13 protein-coding genes are annotated in these 18,708 nt (G+C 65.4%); all 13 read left to right on the top strand.

Going from position 1 to position 18,708, the window contains the following annotated elements; genetic code table 11:
* The first annotated feature begins 15 nt into the window (after positions 1 to 15).
* The 13 genes from HFGMBDPB_RS06050 to HFGMBDPB_RS05990 all read left to right on the top strand — a co-directional run bounded on the left by HFGMBDPB_RS06050 (position 16) and on the right by HFGMBDPB_RS05990 (position 18,667).
* A complete protein-coding gene (locus HFGMBDPB_RS06050; protein ID WP_212645066.1) occupies positions 16 to 4,980 on the top strand; it encodes a tape measure protein in 4,965 nt (1,654 codons plus the stop codon).
* On the top strand, positions 4,980 to 5,687 hold the full coding sequence (locus HFGMBDPB_RS29880) for a collagen-like protein (protein ID WP_047217718.1): 708 nt from the start codon (positions 4,980 to 4,982) through the stop codon (positions 5,685 to 5,687). Before HFGMBDPB_RS06050 ends, HFGMBDPB_RS29880 begins: the two co-directional genes overlap by 1 nt.
* Positions 5,688 to 5,712: 25 nt before the next feature.
* Positions 5,713 to 6,612: a hypothetical protein gene (locus tag HFGMBDPB_RS06040; protein ID WP_123694089.1), complete on the top strand. Its 900-nt coding sequence runs from the start codon at positions 5,713 to 5,715 to the stop codon at positions 6,610 to 6,612.
* A complete protein-coding gene (locus HFGMBDPB_RS06035; RefSeq protein WP_212645065.1) occupies positions 6,612 to 7,292 on the top strand; it encodes a hypothetical protein in 681 nt (226 codons plus the stop codon). Before HFGMBDPB_RS06040 ends, HFGMBDPB_RS06035 begins: the two co-directional genes overlap by 1 nt.
* Positions 7,293 to 8,509: 1,217 nt before the next feature.
* On the top strand, positions 8,510 to 9,217 hold the full coding sequence (locus HFGMBDPB_RS06030) for a TetR/AcrR family transcriptional regulator (protein WP_016446433.1): 708 nt from the start codon (positions 8,510 to 8,512) through the stop codon (positions 9,215 to 9,217).
* Between the two features lie 62 nt (positions 9,218 to 9,279).
* The gene (locus tag HFGMBDPB_RS06025) at positions 9,280 to 11,085 is read left to right on the top strand and encodes an acyl-CoA dehydrogenase C-terminal domain-containing protein (RefSeq protein WP_016446432.1); all 1,806 of its coding nucleotides are present in this window, start codon (positions 9,280 to 9,282) and stop codon (positions 11,083 to 11,085) included.
* 80 nt (positions 11,086 to 11,165) lie between these two features.
* Positions 11,166 to 11,606, top strand: coding sequence for a DUF2147 domain-containing protein (locus tag HFGMBDPB_RS06020; protein WP_016446431.1), 441 nt, complete (start codon positions 11,166 to 11,168; stop codon positions 11,604 to 11,606).
* Positions 11,607 to 11,660: 54 nt separating this feature from the next.
* Positions 11,661 to 14,063, top strand: a complete 2,403-nt coding sequence (locus HFGMBDPB_RS06015; protein ID WP_017405914.1) for a 3-hydroxyacyl-CoA dehydrogenase/enoyl-CoA hydratase family protein — start codon at positions 11,661 to 11,663, stop codon at positions 14,061 to 14,063.
* A gap of 140 nt (positions 14,064 to 14,203) precedes the next feature.
* Entirely contained in the window at positions 14,204 to 15,400 is a 1,197-nt protein-coding gene (locus tag HFGMBDPB_RS06010) for an acetyl-CoA C-acyltransferase (protein ID WP_061287125.1), read from the top strand.
* 191 nt (positions 15,401 to 15,591) lie between these two features.
* Positions 15,592 to 16,494 (top strand): alpha/beta hydrolase family protein, encoded by a 903-nt coding sequence (locus HFGMBDPB_RS06005; protein WP_016451807.1) that lies wholly within the window; start codon positions 15,592 to 15,594, stop codon positions 16,492 to 16,494.
* 37 nt (positions 16,495 to 16,531) lie between these two features.
* A complete protein-coding gene (locus tag HFGMBDPB_RS06000; protein ID WP_016446427.1) occupies positions 16,532 to 17,362 on the top strand; it encodes an acyl-CoA thioesterase in 831 nt (276 codons plus the stop codon).
* A gap of 16 nt (positions 17,363 to 17,378) precedes the next feature.
* Positions 17,379 to 18,173, top strand: coding sequence for an enoyl-CoA hydratase (locus HFGMBDPB_RS05995; protein WP_212645064.1), 795 nt, complete (start codon positions 17,379 to 17,381; stop codon positions 18,171 to 18,173).
* Positions 18,167 to 18,667 carry a thioesterase family protein gene (locus HFGMBDPB_RS05990; protein WP_016446425.1) on the top strand — a complete coding sequence of 167 codons (501 nt, stop codon included), beginning with the start codon at positions 18,167 to 18,169 and terminating at the stop codon, positions 18,665 to 18,667. Before HFGMBDPB_RS05995 ends, HFGMBDPB_RS05990 begins: the two co-directional genes overlap by 7 nt.
* Positions 18,668 to 18,708: the final 41 nt, after the last annotated feature.

Here is an 18,708-nt window from a genome sequence, read left to right as displayed (position 1 = left end):
CGAACAGAGATCAGCATGAGTACAGCGGTCAAAAGCATAGGCATCGCCCAGACGCCCAGCCTGAGCGAGCTGCGTGCGCAGAATGCCCAGTTCTCCCAGGAGCTCGACAAACTCCACGGCAAGCTGCAGCAGGCGTATGCCGGCATGTCGCAGTTCGCAGGTGCCTCAACGGACACGGCGCTTGTGTCGGCGCGTGCCAGCGTCGATATCGAGAGCCTGTCTACTTCCATGGGCAAGATTGCAGGCCGCGCCAATGCCATGCTGGAAGTTGCGGGTTCGGCGGCCAAGGTGGGAGAGGCGCTCTACACGGCCAGTGCCCAGACAGAGAATCTGCGTACACGGCTGGACCTTGCCACCGGCGGCAAGGGCGCGCAGGAACTGGCCTATGTCACGGCCCTGGCCGATCGGCTGGGCCTGCAGCTCAATGCCACCGGCCAGGCCTACGCCGACTTCGCCACCAAGGCGCGAGGTACGGCGCTGGAGGGCGCGCAGGTGCAGACCATCTTCACGGGGATTGCCTCGGCCAACGCGGCCATGGGCCTTTCCGTGGAGCAGGGCAATGCCTCGTTGGCAGCCGTACTCGACCTGATGGGCAAGGGGACGATAGGCGCGTCGGACTTCAGCGAGAAACTGGGACATATCCCGGAGGCGGCGCTGGTCGGCGCTCAGGCCCTGGGTGTGACACAGGAGCGGTTCTCCCAGATGCTGCAGACCGGCGAGGTCGTGACGCAGGACTTTCTGCCCCGTTTCTCGCAGGCGCTGCAAAGCTCCCTGGGAGAGGGGACGGACAAGGCGGCGGACAGGCTGGATGCCGGCACCCAACGCATGGCCAACGCCTGGGACAAGCTCAAGTCCGCCGTGGGAGATTCCGGCATCAGCCAGATGATCTCCTTTGGCATGAATGCAGCGGCCAACGATATGAACGCCTTTTCGGAGTCCATGTCGCGGGCGCGTGACAACGGGTCGGGCTTCCTGGGCCAGATCAGCAGCGGCCTGGGCAACATCGCCGGGCGCGCGGTGGGCTTGCAATACATCAGCACGGCCTTCCAGTCGAATGCGGAAAAGGCAGCCTATCTGGCCAAGGAGCTTCCGCGCGCCAGGGCTGAACTGGAGATGCTGCAGGCCAAGGGGGCAGCGACATCGCGCAATGTATGGGTGCGCACGGCCCATGACGATGCCCAGCGCCTGGTCGAAAAATTGCAGCAGGTGCAGCGCGAATTGATGGCGGCACAGGGTCAGCGCAATGCAGGCGGCGGCCGCGGGTTCATCAATCCGCCGCTGGTGGGACAGCCACAGCCGCAGGAGCAAAGCAAGAAAACCGATGCGCCTGCGCAGAAGAAAGAGCCGCCTGCGGTACCCCGCACCGTCAGCTACGCACCACCGGCCGTGCCAGCCAGAACGCAGCAGGACAATGAGGAGCTCAAGCGCGATCAGGAACTGCAGAAAAGGCAGCAGGAGGTGGCGCAGCTCGTCACGGAGCACCAGACCAAGGCCGGACTGGCCGAAAAGAACCTGGAACTCGCCCGGCAGGAGACCCTCGCGATCGGTCTGACTGGCGATGCGTTGGGACAGCTGCGGCAGGAGCAGGTCGAAAAGACCATCGCGGAACTGCAAGACAACGCAGCCAAGCAAGAGAGCGTCCGATGCTCGAAGGACGTCGCCGAGGCCGTGGGCAAAGAGGCCGAGGCCACGCGCGAACTCGCCAGGGTCAAGGGCTACAACGACTCGGCACGCATGGTGGCCGAGTATGCGCAAAGCGTGAAGGAGGCCAACGAGGCGACCCAGTTCGAGCAGTCCCTGGCCGCCATGTCGCAGCGCGATCGGGAGATTGCCCTGGCGCAGTACAGGATTGAGATAGATCTCCAGAAAAAGCTGCAAGACATCGCGGCCAAGAATCCCACGGATGCCGCTGCCGCCCAGAAGCTCAAGGAAGACGCCACGGCCGCTGCGAACCAGGCCAAGGCCAATGTCGCCGAGCGCACCCGCATGCAGGAAACCCAGAAGTCCGTTGACCAGATGGACGAGATGTTCCGCAAGGGCTTCGCAGACATGCTGGCCAACGGTACGGAAGGCTGGCGCACGTTCACCAAGAACCTGAGCGCGACGTTCAAGGCCACGGTGGCCGATGAGATGTACAAGGCGTTCGCGCGGCCGCTTGTCATGCCTGTGATAGCGCAACTGCAAGGATTCATCGGCAACCTTGGCGCGGCGCTGGGGCTCGGCGGGGCGGGTTCAGGCGGCTTGCTCGGGTTGGCCGGCAACGCAGGCAACTTTTTGTCTCTGGCTGGCAGCGGCGGAATGCTGGGCAGTCTGGCGGGAACCGTTGGGGGATGGCTTGGCTTCGGCGGTTCGACAGCAGCTGCATCAGGTCTTGGGTTGACCGCTGGAGGCGGTTTAGGCCTTACGGCTGGAGGCGGGCTGGGCTTGACTGCCTCCGGGGCAGGTGCGAGCTCCATCGGCGCTGGGCTGGGCTCCGGAACCGCGGGTAGCGCAATGGGGTTGGGTGCTGCGATGCCATGGATCGCTGGGGGCTTGGCACTGTATTCGCTGCTCAGCAGTGATGTTTTCGGCTCCCGCGGCCCCAACCACGCCGGTGCCGCCTACAGCACCGCTGGCGTCGGCAACGACAAGGCTGCCGAACAGCTGTTCGGCCGTGCGGCCGGAGACTGGTATGACGATCTGACGCAGCGCCACAGCGATGCCGTCGAAAAGCAGCTCAAGACCAGCCTGGATGGCCTGGCCTCGGTCTATGGGTCCCTCAGCAAATACGCGACGGGTAGCGCGCGCGGCATTGACTTGGTCGGCGGCTTTGCCGTCAACGGAAAGTACACCGACGAGGATGCCTACGGCTATGCCAAGATCATCGACAAGGTGACGGGCACAGTGCTGGCCGGCTTCGAGAACCGCTCGCTGGGCAACAACCCGGACGAGGCCTACAAGGCCTTCCTGGGCCAGACCGGTTCCCTGCTGGTGTCCGAACTCAAGAAGGCGGACCTGCCCAGCTGGATGCGCACCACGCTGGACTCGCTGGGCGAAGCACCCAATGTCGAGGCGTTGCAGGCAGCCTTCCAGACCATCGACCTGATCGGCCGCTCCTTCGAGGAACTGGGCAAGAAGATCACGGGCTTTGCCGACCTGACCGACCTGGCCTTCGAGTCCCTGATCAAGGCTTCGGGCGGCATCGAGGCGCTGAATGCCAACGCCGGCAGCTTCTACCAGAACTTCTACAGCGAGGACGAGCGCAAGACCATCGCCAAGCGCGAGATGGGCAGCAAGCTCAAGGACTTGGGCGTGGACATAGACCTGGATGCCGACGACGCCCAGGCCCGGTTCCGCAAGCTGGTGGAGGACAAGCTCAAGGCAGCCAACTCCGAGGAGGCGAATGCCAAGGTATTGAAGGACGCCATCTCGAAGGTCCAGGGCACGCAAGGCCTCAAGGACATGGCCAAGACTGGCGCCTTCAAGGACTGGGCCAGCACCACCCTGGGAGAAGGTTCGGGCGATATCGGAAAACTCGCGGCCGATCTCGAGAACCTGGCGAACACCAGCACGTCGCTGGCCGACTTCACTGCCGGTATGGACAAGCTGATCGGCAATATCGGCGGCACCGGCAAGTCTTCGGCCGAGACCGCTGCCGAGTTGCTCAAGCTCAACGACACGTTCAAGGCCGTTACCAAGACGTCCGAGGATGCTGCGGCGGCTTCGGCCAAACAGGCGGAGGAAGCCAAGCGCAAGCAGGAGGAGCAGGCGCAGGAGGCGAAGAAGAAGAACGAGGCCGATACGGATGCGGCGTGGAGCCTGCTGCAGCGTTCCGTCGATGCGGAGCGCACCCTGGCTCAGGCGCGTCTGGATGCCGCCCGCGAGCAGGTCGAGCTTGCACGTGGTGTGGTCGACCTGGCGCGCGGTGCCGCACGTGATCTCTGGGGTGAGGTCGATACGGTTGCCGCAATGGATGCATCGTTGGCCGGACGGTTCATCCAGGATGCAGTCTCGGCTGTCCGCAATACCGGCTACCTGCCAGAGCAAAAAGTACTCGACGAAGCCATCACTGCGGCGCGCGATGGCCTTTCACGTACCGCCTACGCCAGTCGTATCGATGAGGAGCGGGCAAGGCGAGCGCTGGCCGCAGATCTGGAACAACTCGGTGAGAAGGGGCAGGAGCAGTTGTCCGTGGCCGAACAGCAATTGGCGGCCGAAGAGACTTCCTTGGCGCGGTTGGATGAACTGATCCTCTCCGCCAAGCAGCAACTGGACGCGGCTCGTGGCATAGACACCAGCGTGCGCAGCGTCGATGAAGCGGTGCGTGATTTCCAGGCAAAGCTGCTGGAGGAGAAGAGCGGCGGAAAGTCCGGCCCTGGGGGAGGCGATGTGGCCGTACTGGGGCCTGGGGGGGCGCCTTCGCCTGGAGCGGGCCAGGATGCGCGTTACCGCCGGGCACGCACGGATGGTTCGGGTGGCACCTGGTATGAGCCAGTCACTGACAAGGATCGTGTAGCGCATCTGGACAAGTACAACGATGGTTACCACGCCTTCGACGGAACCGGGGACGCCAGCGGACTGAACCAATGGATCAAGGACAACAAGCTGACCGCCGCAGATCTGGCGGAGCTTTCCGGTCTTTATGAATCCGATTGGCGCAGGTGGTTCGAAGGCGCTGGCATTCCGGCCTTCGCGAAAGGTGGCCTGCACGGTGGTGGCTTGCGCATGGTGGGTGAAAGCGGTTGGGAGATCGAAGCCACCGGACCGGCGCGCCTTTGGAACCAGAGCCAACTGGGACAGGCGCTGATCGGTGGTGCGGATGCTGCTGGCACTCCCTTGCTTTTGGCCATCGAGCGCCTGATTCGCGCTATCGAACAGCAGGATCCTGCTTTGCAGGACATCAAACAGCATGTGCGCGATACGGCCGAGGTGCTGTTGCGTGTAACGCGTGGCGGCGTGGCCATGCAATCGGCTGGCGGCAGCGCCGTATTGGAGCTCTGATGCCAACGATCGATCAACTCGAGCAGGCGGCATCGTTGATGCCGGGCGACCTGACACTGCTGCGCCGGACGGGCCGCACGTATGCCATCGCTGCGGCGGCCATCGCCGGCCCGCAGGGACCGAAGGGTGATCCGGGCGCTGCGGGAGCAACAGGTCCGCGTGGGGCGACAGGTCCTCAAGGCGAGGCCGGCGTGCAAGGCCTGCAGGGGCAGCAAGGACTTCAGGGACCTGCCGGGCCCAAGGGGGATGTGGGTGCTCAGGGACTGCAGGGGCCGCAGGGAGCAACAGGACCCCAGGGTCTACCGGGCACGCCTGGTGCCAAGGGGGATGCCGGCGTTCCCGGACCCCAGGGCCCGGTGGCCATTCCAACCCTGGCGTGGGGTCGCGAACTGGCGAGAGCCGGCTATCTGCGCGAGGCCAATGGTGGCGTGCTTCAGCTCGGGGGGCGCTATGCCATCTGGACGGGTGGCGGCGCGATCACCATGCATCTGCCCAAGAAGAGCGAGGTTGCGCTCGGCGATTTCGTCGAGTTCACGAATCTTCACCTCACCTGGCCTGCGTCCGCGCAGTTCACCGTTGCCCGGCAGGAGTCGGGCACCTACATCCATGGCCACGACAGCCATCTCGTCTGCGACGTGGCCGTGGGTGGCTTTCGGCTGGTGTGCGTCTGGAAGGACGGCACCAACATCTGGTGGAACATCGTTTGAGGAAACCATGATAGTTGTCCCCCCCATGCCTATCACGGCGGCTGGCCTGATCGACTGCAGTGTTCCGGAAGTGGACGCCTCTGCAGGCGAGAAACTGTGGTCGCCAACAACCCACTATGAACGTGGCGCGCAGGTTCTGCGGCTGGAGACGCAGATGCGCTATGAGAACAGCATTGCGGGAGTCGATGCGACGCCTCCCGAACAGGACTCCAGGCGCTGGATGCCCCTGCGTCCCAGCAATCGCTGGGCCATGTTCCGCCATCTCACGAACGATGCCACCGAAGCCCCTGCGACGTTGAGCTTCACCCTGCGCCCAGGCAAGCGCTTCGACACCCTGTTCATGCGGGGGGTACAGGCCGACAAGGTGGTGATGCAGGTCAAGTCCGCGGGCGCCGTCGTCGCCCAACGCGAGCGCAAGCTGAACGCGCGCGCCACGCGCACCTGGTCAGGCTATTTCTTTGGCGAATTTCCGCTGATTCCCACGGTTCTGATATCGGACCTGCCTCCATTCACCGGAGCGGAAATCGTGGTCACGCTGGTGCGTGCAGGTGGCCGCCCGGTACGTGTGGAGCATGCGGCACTAGGCATGAAGAGCTGGATTGGCGATGCGGAATGGGCGCCGCGCAATGACGCGCTGAATTTCTCGGTGGTCGATCGCGACAAGTACGGCGGCATCAAGTTGCAGCCTGTGCGTAGCGTTCCCACGCTCTCGGTCAAGGTCCGCATCCCCAAGGACAACGTCGATACCGCACTGCGCCTGCGCAGGGAACTGGATGCGGCCCCGGCACTGTGGGCTGCACTGGATGACGACACCACCGATGGATATGCCGAAGCCGCGTCGATCTTCGGCCCTTACCGGCGCTTTCCCATCGACCTCAACAACGCGAAAGACTCGTACAGCCAGATTGATTTGGAGTCCATGTAATGCCTATTGTCAAACCACCTCTGATTGCACAACTTCCCGTCGCTCCCTATGTCGGAGATCCCGATTTCGACGCGCATGCCGATGCCCTGCTGGGGCAGCTCGAATCGCATCGCCAGCAGATCAACGCCACGAACGATGCGACCTATACCAACGCCTTGCATGTGGAGGAGCGAGCCGGATCAGCCGAGGGCGCTGCGCGCGGTGCCTCGCAGTCCGAGGCCGCCGCCGCGCAAAGCGCCATAGCTGCTGCGGCAGCCGCTGGTGCCGTGAAATGGACTGCGGGCACAGCCTACGCGGAGGGCGCCGTGGTCTGGAGTCCGGCCAATGGCCTCAACTACCGCCGCAAGCTTGCCGGCAGCGGCGGCAATGAGCCCAGCTCCGACCCCGCCAACTGGTGGGTGATGGGGGCGCCCATGTCGGCTCCCATCCAGCGCATCAGCTCCGATACGCTGGCGCAGACACGCATGCATTACGTGATCGAAGCGGCACTCACGCTCACTTTGCCGGCAGCGCCCGCACTGAGCGATGTGGTCCAGATCACGGATCTGTCCGATTCGATGGCCGTGGCCATCCATCCCAACGGCGCTCTCATTCGCGGAGCGAGCGGCGTGATGACTCTCGATGTTCTGCGGGCAGCCGGCTCGCTTGTGTATTCCGGCTCAGCGAAAGGATGGGTGTAAGAAATGCCGAATTTTTCTCAGCTTTTTGGGGGTGATGGAAATGGAGGACTCTATGAGCAAAGGGTTTTCGTCAAATCTGGGACTTTTGTTACGCCAGGGAGTGGTCTCTACCTCTTGTCATTGATCGGTGGTGGAGGTGGAGGAATGCGGGGGGGGCGTGGAGGGGCAGCTGCGGGTTTCTCACAAAAGCTTGTTCAACTGGCCGCTGGTACGGCAATCAACTACACGATTGGTGCCGGTGGGCAATACAACGGAGGCGTGGGCGGAACATCCACATTAACGACTACCGGGGTGAGCATGACGGCGACAGGAGGCTCTCCCACGACGCCTGGCACGGCGTCGGGTGGCGATGTCAATGTCACAGGAGGGTCTTCGGGAAACTCTAAGGCATCGGGTGGTGGCGCAGTGGGTGTTTATGGTGTAACGCCCGCTTCATCGCTCGAAGGATTGAGCACAGGTGGCGCAGGCGTGGGATCGCCAGGGGTGCAGTATCGTGAGCCAGGATCTGCTTTGGGGTTTGTCGTCTCCGAAACAGCCGAATTCTCAGCCGGCAGGTTCTTGCTACCTATCGGCAGGGGGGGAACTTCTCTGGAAGGCTCGCCGCGGAACGGCCTACCTGGGGGCGGTGGCTACTGGGGGGCTACGTCGAACGGAGGCAATGGTGGCATGTTCGCTGGCGGCGCGGGCACGGACTCCACCACTAGTGGGGGTGGAGAAGGTGGAATATTTGGTGGCGGTGGCGGCGGGACAACGGGTCAGGGCTCTGCAATGGGGGGCTCTGGTGGCCAGGGCGGTGTCATTATTGAGTTCATGAGGAGCAAATAGATGCGCACAGAGATACTCAGCGAGGCTGGCAAAGCTAGTAAGTGATTGCTTGCGTCTATGGGTAAGAGTAGTAATGCTCAGGGCGTTGGCGTGTGGCACCTGAGCTTGCGCTCGCTGTCTCTCACGGGGAACTCATTGGAGGGCAGACATGCCTGGGAGACCGAAGCCATGATCAACGCCGACCTGCCTCCCGAACGCCACATGCGCTTCAAGGGCATCAAGGTATTTGCCGTGGAGGCATGACTTGCTCTGAGGCGTGACAACCAACCAAGCCGGCACCTGCCGGCTTTTTTGCGCCTGCCCACAAGCTAGGTGTTTTCCCCCGCATGTCTTCGCCGCGACAAGCTTTCCATGCAAAATAGCACGAACGTTCGTTTTAACAAGAATTTCGCATGTCCAGCGTTTCCGCCCCACGCCGCACCGCTCGCTCTCCGACCAACTCCAATGCCGATCCCAAGGCCGGCTCTTCCGTGCACGAAGCGGCTGCGCCCGCGCCGCGCCGCGCGCTGCACAAGGGTCAGCAGACCAAGGCCACCATTGTGGAGGCTGCCCTGAACCTGGCCACGCACATCGGGCTTGAGGGCCTGTCCATAGGCGCTCTGGCCGAGCTGACGGGCATGAGCAAGTCGGGCGTGTTCGCGCATTTTGGCTCGCGCGAGGAGCTGCAGATTTCCGTGGTGCATGAATACCACGACCGTTTCGAGCAGGAAGTGTTCTTCCCGGCGCTTCAGGCACCGCGCGGCGTGGCGCGTCTGCGGGCGCTGTTCGACAACTGGATGAAGCGCACGTCGATCGAGCTGGACTCGGGCTGCATCTATATCAGCGGCGCCGTGGAGTTCGACGACCGCACGGGGCCGGTGCGCGATGCGCTGACGGCTTCGGTGCAGACCTGGCACGCAGCCATGCGCCGCACCATCGTGCAGTGCCGCGAATGCGGCGACCTGCGTGCCGACCTGGACGAGAACCAGCTGCTGTTCGAGATCCACGGCCTGATCCTGGCCCTGCATTACGAGGCGCGCTTCCTGCGCAACGAAGGCTCCATGCAGCGCGCCATCGACGGCTTCGAGAGCATTCTGGCGCGCTACGCCAGCCCGACCTGATTTTTCAGTTTCACCGTTTTCACCGCATCCACTGCAAACCCCGCCAACACAGGAGAAGACAAATGCCCAGCTACAACCCGCCCCTGCGCGACATGCAATTCCTCATGCACGAGGTGTTCAAGGTCACGGATGACTACCGGCAGATGACGGCGCATGCCGAGGTCGATGCCGACACCATCAACGCCGTGCTGGAAGAGGCGGGCAAGTTCGCGGCCAATGTGACGTTTCCGCTGAACATCAGCGGCGATGCCGAGGGCTGCGTGCTGAACAAGGAAACCCACGAGGTCACCACGCCCAAGGGCTTCAAGGAGGCCTACCAGAAGTACGTGGAAGGCGGCTGGCCTTCGCTGTCCTGCGACACGGCCTATGGCGGCCAGGGCCTGCCCTTTGCGGTGAACTCGGCGCTGTACGAGATGCTCAACAGCGCCAACCAGGCCTGGACCATGTACCCCGGGCTGTCGCACGGCGCCTACGAGGCCCTGCATGTGCATGGCACGGAAGAGCAAAAGAAGCTGTACCTGCCCAAGCTGACCAGCGGCGAGTGGACCGGCACCATGTGCCTGACCGAGCCCCATTGCGGCACCGACCTGGGACTGCTGCGCACCAAGGCCGAGCCCGTGGCCGGCGCGCCCGAGGGCACCTACAAAATCACCGGCAACAAGATCTTCATCAGCGCTGGCGAGCACGACTTCACCGACAACATCGTCCACCTGGTGCTGGCCCGCCTGCCCGATGCGCCCCCGGGCTCCAAGGGCATCAGCCTGTTCGTGGTGCCCAAGTTCGTGGTCAAGGCCGATGGCTCGCTGGGCGAGCGCAACCCCATCTTCTGCGGTGCGCTGGAGCACAAGATGGGCATCCATGGCAATGCCACGGCTCAGATCAATATCGACGGCGCCATCGGCACCCTGGTGGGCCAGCCGAACAAGGGTCTGCAGGCCATGTTCGTGATGATGAATGCCGCCCGCCTGGGCGTGGGCAACCAGTCGCTGGGCCTGACCGAGGTGGCCTACCAGAATGCCCTGGCCTATGCCAAGGACCGCCTGCAGATGCGCAGCCTGTCGGGCACCAAGGCCAAGGACAAGCCGGCCGACCCCATCATCGTCCACCCCGACGTGCGCCGCATGCTGCTGACGGCCAAGGCCTATGCCGAAGGCGGCCGCGCGCTGGTGACCTACTGCGCCTTCCTGATCGACAAGGAGTTCAACCACCCAGACGAAAAGGTGCGCAAGGACAGCGCCGAGCTGGTGGCGCTGCTGACCCCCATCGTCAAGGCCTTCATCACCGACAACGGCTGGACGGCCACCACCATGAGCCAGCAGGTCTATGGCGGCCATGGCTTCATCACCGAATGGGGCATGGAGCAGTTCGTGCGCGATGCGCGCATCAACATGATCTATGAAGGCACGAACGGCATCCAGGCGCTGGACCTGCTGGGCCGCAAGGTGCTGGGCAACCAGGGCGCATCGCTCAAGAAGTTCGGCAAGCTGGTGGCGCAACTGGTGGAGGAAGAGGGCGTCAACGAGAAGATGGCCGAGTTCATCAATCCCATCGCCTACCTGGGCGACCAGATGACCAAGTTCACCACCGAGATCGGCTTCAAGGGCATGCAAAACCCCGACGAGGTGGGCGCCGCCTCTGTGGACTACCTGCGTGTGGCGGGCCACCTGGTGTTCGGCTACTTCTTCGCCCGCATGGCCCAGGTGGCGCTGCGTGAAATCGCCAAGGGCAACACCGACCCGTTCTACCAGGCCAAGCTGCAGACCGCGCGTTTCTACTTCGCCAAGCTGTTCCCCGAGACCGCGACGCTGATGCGCACGGCCCGCGCGGGCAGCAAGTCCCTGATGGACACGGACGCAGCGCTGGCCTGAACGGCTTCACTCCAACATGGGAGCACGGGCTGTGCGCATCAGCGTGGTCTGTGCGCCTTTCTAGGCGAAAGGGGTTTGAAATGAAGGCATATCAAGCACTGGCAGCAATGGTGCTGGGCCTCACGGCCGTCGCGGCGCAGGCGCAGATGACGCCCGTGGGCCTGTGGAAGAGCGTGGACGACAAGAGCGGCGAAGCCAAGTCCGAGATCCGCGTGGCCGAGAACGACGGCGTGGTCACGGGCCGCATCGAGCAGATCCTGCGCAAGGGCGCTGATCCGGCCGCCACCTGCACCGAGTGTTCTGACGACCGCAAGGGCCAGCCGCTCAAGGGGCTGGAGATCATCCGCGGCGCCAAGAAGGCCGAGGGCAAGGACGTCTGGGAAGGCGGCAAGATCCTCGACCCCGAAAACGGCAAGACCTACACCCTGCGCCTGACGCCCATCGAGGGCGGCGCCAAGCTCGAGGTGCGCGGCTCCATCGGCCCCTTTGGCCGCACCCAGACCTGGGTGCGCGTGCAGTAAACCATTCCGGAAGGCGGCCGCAGCGGCCTCCTTCCTCCCACTTGTGGAACATCCATGTCCCGATTCAATGTGAAGAAAGTCGCCGTGCTCGGCGCTGGCGTGATGGGTGCGCAGATCGCGGCCCATCTGGTCAATGTCAAGGTGCCCGTGGTGCTGTTCGACCTGCCTGCCAAGGAAGGCCCGAAAAGCGGCATCGCCGAGCGCGCCATCGCCAACCTCAAGAAGCTCAAGCCTTCGCCCATCGGCGTGGCCGAGGACGCGGACCTGATCCAGCCCGCCAACTACGAGGAGCACCTCAAGCTGCTCAAGGGCTGCGACCTGATCATCGAGGCCATTGCCGAGCGCATGGACTGGAAGCTCGATCTGTACACCAAGATCGCGCCCCATGTGGCCAAGCACGCCATCGTGGCGTCCAACACCTCGGGCCTGTCCATCACCAAGCTGTCCGAGGCGCTGCCCGACGCGATCAAGCCGCGCTTTTGCGGCATCCACTTCTTCAACCCGCCGCGCTACATGCCGCTGGTGGAGCTGATCGCCACGCCGACCACGCAGCCCGTGGTGCTGGACCAGCTCGAAGCCTTCGTCACCAGCGGCCTGGGCAAGGGCGTGGTGCGCGCCAAGGACACGCCCAACTTCATCGCCAACCGCATCGGCATCGCCGGCATGCTGGCCACCATGAAGGAGGTCGAGAACTTCGGACTGACCTTCGACGTGGTCGATGACCTCACCGGCAAGAAGCTGGGCCGCGCATCCAGCGGTACCTTCCGCACGGCCGACGTGGTGGGCCTGGACACCATGGCCCATGTGATCAAGACGCTGCAGGACAACCTCAGCGCCGAGACCGATCCCTTCTACGCCAGCTTCGGCACGCCGCCCGTGCTGGCCAAGCTGATCGAGCTGGGCAACCTGGGCCAGAAGGCGAAGAAGGGCTTCTACAAGAAGGTCGGCCGCGACATCCTGCAGTTCGAGCTGGACAGCGAGGACTACGTGCCCGCCGGCGGCAAGGCCGACGAGGTCTATGGCCGCATGCTCAAGAAGCCCGCAGCCGAGCGCCTGAAGCTGCTGCGCAATGCCGAGGGCGCGCAGGGCCGCTTCCTGTGGGCCATCCTGCGCAACAGCTTCCACTACGCGGCCATCCACCTGGAGAGCATTGCGGAGTCCGCCCGCGACGTGGACCAGGCCATGCGCTGGGGCTTCGGCATGAAGCAGGGCCCGTTCGAGCTGTGGCAGGAAGCCGGCTGGCTGGAAGTGGCGAAGATGGTCCAGGAGGACATCGATGCCGGCAAGGCATTGAGCAAGGCACCTCTGCCCAAGTGGGTCTTCGAAGGCCCCGTGGCCGAGGCCGGCGGCGTGCACACGGCGCAGGGCTCGTGGAGCCCTGCCAAGGGCCAGTTCGTGCCCCGCCGCGTGCTGCCCGTCTACGAGCGCCAGATCTTCCCCGAAAAGCTGCTGGGCGAAGACAGCCTGCCCGACTGGAAGACGGCCGGCACCACGATCGCCGAATCCAAGGCGCTGCGCACCTGGACGCTGGACGGCCAGATCCTGATCGCCAGCATCAAGAACAAGATGCACGCCATCAGCCCCGAAGTCATGGAAGCGCTGATGGAGGCCGTGGACGTGGCCGAGACCGACTTCCAGGGCATGGTCATCTGGTCGGGCGATGCGCCGTTCAGCGTGGGCGCCGACCTGGAAGCCACCATGCCGGCCTTCGTGATCGGTGGCGCCGACGCCATCGAAAGCGTGGAGCAGGAGCTGCAAAACCTGATGCTGCGCATCCGCTACGCCCAGGTGCCCGTGGTTGCGGCCATCCATGGCATGGCGCTGGGCGGCGGCTGCGAGCTGGCCGTCTACAGCGCACGCCGCGTGGCGCACATGGAAAGCTACATCGGCCTGGTGGAAGTCGGCGTGGGCCTGGTGCCCGGCGCGGGCGGCCTGACCTACATCGCGCGCCGCGCGGCAGAGAACGCCGCCACCAGCACGGGCAAGGACCTGCTGCCCTTCCTGACCGAAGGCTTCACGGCCGCGGCCATGGCCAAGGTGGGCACCAGCGCCATCGAGTCGCGCAAGCTGGGCTACCTGCTGGACAGCGACCTCATCGTGCCGCACAAGGACGAGCTGCTCTTCGTCGCCATCAACGAGGCCAAGTCCATGGCCGCAGGCGGCTGGCGCGCGCCGCTGCCGCGCAGCTTCCCCGTGGCGGGACGCAGCGGCGTGGCCACCATCAAGGGCTCGCTGGTCAACATGCGTGACGGCGGCTTCATCAGCGAGTTCGACCAGCATGTGGCCAGCCTGATCGCCAACGTGGTCTGCGGCGGCGACGTGGATGCGGGCACCCTGGTGGACGAGGCCTATCTGATGAAGCTCGAACGCAAGGCGTTCTGCCACCTGATCGGCCATCCCAAGACCCATGAACGCATTCTCGGAATGCTGAACACCGGCAAGCCCGTCCGCAATTGATATGCCCCCCCTGAGTCGCTTCGCGCCTTACCCCCAGGGGGACGACAGCCTCGCGGCGGGGCGGCCCTTGCTTGCTGTCCCTGACTTGGGACATGCGTGCGTTGCGGGCCACGAATAACTGAGATCTAGGAGCAATCTCCATGAAACAAATCCAAGACGCCTACATCGTCGCCGCCACGCGCACGCCCATCGGCAAGTCGCACAAGGGCTTTTTCCGCAACTACCGTCCCGACGACCTGCTGGCGACCACGCTGAAGGCCGCGCTGGCCCAGGTGCCGGGGCTGGACCCGGCTGCCATCGAGGACATCATCTGCGGCTGCGCCATCCCCGAGGCCCAGCAGGGCCTGAACGTGGCGCGCATCAGCGCCGTGCTGGCGGGCCTGCCCACCAGCGTGGGTGGCATCACCGTGAACCGCTTCTGCGCCTCGGGCCTGTCGGCCGTGGCCATGGCGGCGGACCGCATCCGCGTGGGCGAGGCCGACGTGATGATCGCGGCCGGCGTCGAGAGCATGAGCATGGTGCCCATGATGGGCAACGCGCCCTCGCTGTCGCCGTCCATCTTCGAGCGTGATGGCGACGTGGGCATTGCCTACGGCATGGGCCTGACGGCCGAGAAGGTGGCCCAGCAGTGGAAGGTCTCGCGCGATGCGCAGGACGCCTTTGCGCTGGAGTCGCACCGCCGTGCCCTGGCCGCGCAGCAGGCCGGTGAGTTCAAGGACGAGATCACGCCCATCGAGGTCACTGACCGGAGCCTGGACCTGGCCAAGGGCGAGCCCGTGGTGCGCACGCGCACCGTGGAGCTGGACGAGGGCGCACGCCCCGACACCAGCCTCGAAGGCCTGGGCAAGCTGCGCACCGTGTTCGCGGCGCGCGGCTCGGTGACGGCCGGCAACAGCTCGCAGACCAGCGATGGCGCAGGCGCGCTGATCCTGGCCAGCGGCGCCGCCGTGCAGCGCTTCGGCCTCACGCCGCTGGCGCGCTTCGTGAGCTATGCCAGCAAGGGCGTGCCGCCAGCCATCATGGGCATCGGTCCTATCGAGGCCATCCCGGCCGCGCTGCGCTATGCGGGCCTCAAGCAGGACGACATCGACTGGTTCGAACTCAACGAAGCCTTTGCCGCCCAGTCGCTGGCCGTGGTCAACACGCTGGGGCTGGACCCCGCCAAGGTCAATCCCATGGGCGGCGCCATCGCCCTGGGCCACCCGCTGGGTGCCACAGGCGCCATCCGCTCGGCCACCGTGGTGCATGCGCTGCGCCGCAAGCAATTGCGCTACGGCATGGTGACGATGTGCGTCGGAATGGGCCAGGGCGCCGCCGGCATCTTCGAGAGGATGTAGCACCCCCTGAGCGGCTTTGCCGCTTCCCCCGTTGCACGGCGCCTCTCTACTCGCTGCGCGAGGGAGGGGGACGACACCCTCGGTGCGGGGCGGCGCGGCCGGCCTAGGCCCTTCCTTGGTGTCCCTGGCGTGGGGCCGCGCCGGTTTTTGACTTGGTGTCAGCACGTTGCGGCACCGACCAGGAGACAGCCATGGAACAACACCAACTCAGCAGCGATGGCGCCACGCTGGCGCTGCGCGTCTACACGCCCGCTGGCCCGCCACGCGCCAGCGTGGTCATCGGCGGGGCCATGGGGGTGCGCCAGGCCTTCTACGAGGCCTTTGCCACCTGGCTTGCGGGCCAGGGCTATCGGGTGACCAGCTTTGACTACCGGGGCCATGGCGATTCCCTGCAGGGATCTTTGCGCCAGGTGCGTGCCGACCTGTGCGACTGGGCGCGCGACTACGAGGCAGTCATCGCCCATGCCAAGGCGCAGTTGCCGGACCAGCCGCTGTTCCTGATCGGCCACAGCCTGGGCGCCCAGCTGCCGGGCCTGCTGCGCTCCCCGCAGCTGGTGGACGGCCTTTTGAGCATTGCGGCCGGCAGCGGCTACTGGCGTGACAATGCGCCCCGCCTCAAGCGCATGGTTCCTTATTTCTGGCATGTGCTGGTGCCCGTGGCCACGCGCCTGTGCGGCTACTTTCCGGGCCGGCGCCTGCGCAAGGTGGGCGACCTGCCGGCCGGCGTCATGCTGCAGTGGCGCCGCTGGTGCCTGAACCCGCGCTACAGCGTGGGTGCCGAGGGCGAGGCCGCCGCGCGCAGCTACGCCGCCGTGCGCTTTCCGGTGATGGCGCTGTCCATGAGCGACGACGAACTCATGACCTGGCGCGGCACCGAGCACCTGTTCGCGCTCTACGCCAATGCGCCCAGCCGCATCGAGCGCATCGAACCCAAGGCCCTGCAGTTGCGGCGCATAGGGCATTTCGGCTTCTTCCGCGCCGATATGCGCGACGCGCTCTGGGGCCGGGCCGTGGACGTGTTCTCGGGCTGGACCAAGGCGCCGGCCGCCGCGGCCCATCCGCGCTTTCCCTCACCCGCAGAGTCGCCGGCTTGACGGACGCAGGCCCCGCTTGCCATCACACTCGTTTGCCATGAGCACAGACATCCATCCTCTCGACCAGGCCGTGGCGCTCACGCCCACCGGCGCCGTGGGCCACTACCAGGGCCAGACCACGCAGGACTACTGGAACATGGTGGGCCCGTACGGCGGCATCACCGCCGCCGCGCTGGTGCGGGCCATCCAGCAGCATCCGCTGTGCCTGGGCGATCCGCTGTCCATCACCGTCAACTACGCGGCCGCGCTGGGCGCGGGGCGCTTCGACATCGAGGCCCGCCCCGTGCGCACCAACCGCTCCACCCAGCACTGGCTGCTGACCATCACCCAGCCCGACCAGGATGGCGATGCCCAGGTCGTCACCACGGCCACGGCCGTCACGGCCGTGCGGCGCAGCACCTGGGGCGGTACCGACCTGGCCATGCCCGAGGTGCCGTCGCCCGCCGCCGTGCCGCGCGTGCCGCCGCTGGGCGGCGTGGAATGGCTCAACCGCTACGACATGCGCTTTCTCGACGGCATCATTCCCCAGACCTGGGATGGCCGCGAGACCGACAGCCTCACGCGCCTGTGGGTGCGCGACGAGCCGCCGCGCGCACTGGATTTTTGCGCGCTGGCCGGCCTGGCTGACGTATTCTTCCCGCGCGTGTGGCTGCGCCGCGCACAGCGCACCCCGGCGGGCACGGTGTCCATCACCGTCTACTTCCATGCGGGGCGCGAGGAACTGGCCGCCGCAGGCACGGGCCACCTGCTGGCCCAGGCGCGCGGCCAGGAATTTCGCAACGGTTTCTTCGACCAGAGCGCCCAGCTGTGGAGCGAGGCCGGCGTGATGCTGGCGAGCAGCCACCAGATCGTGTATTTCAAGGAATAAGCAAGGCAAGACCATCATGAGCGAAACCACCCAGGACATCCTCGTGCACACCGAAGCCGGTGTCTGCACCATCACCTTCAACCGCGCCGACAAGAAGAACTCCATCACCGAGGCCATGTACGCCAGCATGGCCGATGCGCTGGCCCAGGCCGGCGAAGACGCCGCCGTGCGCTGCGTGGTCTTCCAGGGCGACATGGCCATCTTCAGCGCGGGCAACGACATTGCCGACTTCCTCAAGCAGTCGGCCGGCGGCGCCGCCAGGCCGGAGGGCGAGCAGCGCCCCGTCTGGCGCTTCCTGCACAACATCGCCGCCTTTCCCAAGCCCGTGATCGCCGCCGTCTGCGGCCCGGCCGTGGGCATCGGCACCACCTTGCTGCTGCACTGCGACCTGGTCTATGCGGGCGACAACGCGGCTTTCTCGCTGCCCTTCGTGAACCTGGGCCTGTGCCCCGAAGCGGCCTCCAGCCTGCTGCTGCCCCAGATGCTCGGCTACCACCGCGCGGCCGAGGCCCTGCTGCTGGGCGAGCCCTTCCTGGCCGAAGCCGCCCTGGAAGTGGGCCTGGTCAACCGCGTCGTGCCGCCCAGCGAATGCAATGCGCTGGCCCAGGCCCAGGCCAGGAAGCTGGCCGCCAAGCCGCAGTCGGCCCTGATCGAGACCAAGCGCCTCATGAAGGCCGGCCAGTCCGGCCTGGTGCGCGAGCGCATGGCCGAGGAGGGAACGAGCTTCGGCAAGCTGATGGGCGGCCCCGCTGCCAAGGAGGCGTTCACCGCGTTCATGGAGAAGCGCAAGCCGGACTTCAGCCAGTGCTGAAATCCACGAAGGCCTCCGGGGCCTCCGAGGCGCCCGTGCAGTTCGAGCCCGAGTTCATCGCCGGGCTGCGCGAAGTGTTCGAGCGCCAGATCGCCTTCAACCAGGTGCTGGGGCTGCGCATCACCGAAGTGCTGCCCGAGCGGGTTGAAGGCCGCATCACCATGCGGCCCGAGCTCATAGGCCACGCCGCCTACCAGCGCATCCACGGCGGCGTGATCAGCGCCGGTCTGGACTCCATGGGCGGCCTGGCCGTCATGGCGGCCATCGGCGCCAAGCACATGGACGATGCGCCGCTGCAGCGCCTGCACCGCTTCTCGCGCCTGGGCACCATCGACCTGCGCGTAGACTACCTGCGCCCCGGCATAGGCAGCGAATTCATCCTGCGCGCCGAGGTGCTGCGGCTGGGTTCGCGCGTGGCCAACACGCGCATGGAATTCCTGGGGGCCGATGGCAGCTTGCTGTCCACGGGGACGGCGGCGTACATCGTTTCTTGATGCATGGCCCGCTGACTGCGGGCCTTCTTTTTTGCGTCTCT

The organism is Delftia sp. PE138 (assembly GCF_018320755.1).
Classification (GTDB): domain Bacteria; phylum Pseudomonadota; class Gammaproteobacteria; order Burkholderiales; family Burkholderiaceae_C; genus Comamonas; species Comamonas tsuruhatensis.
This window is presented reverse-complemented; position numbering and strand designations above follow the sequence as displayed.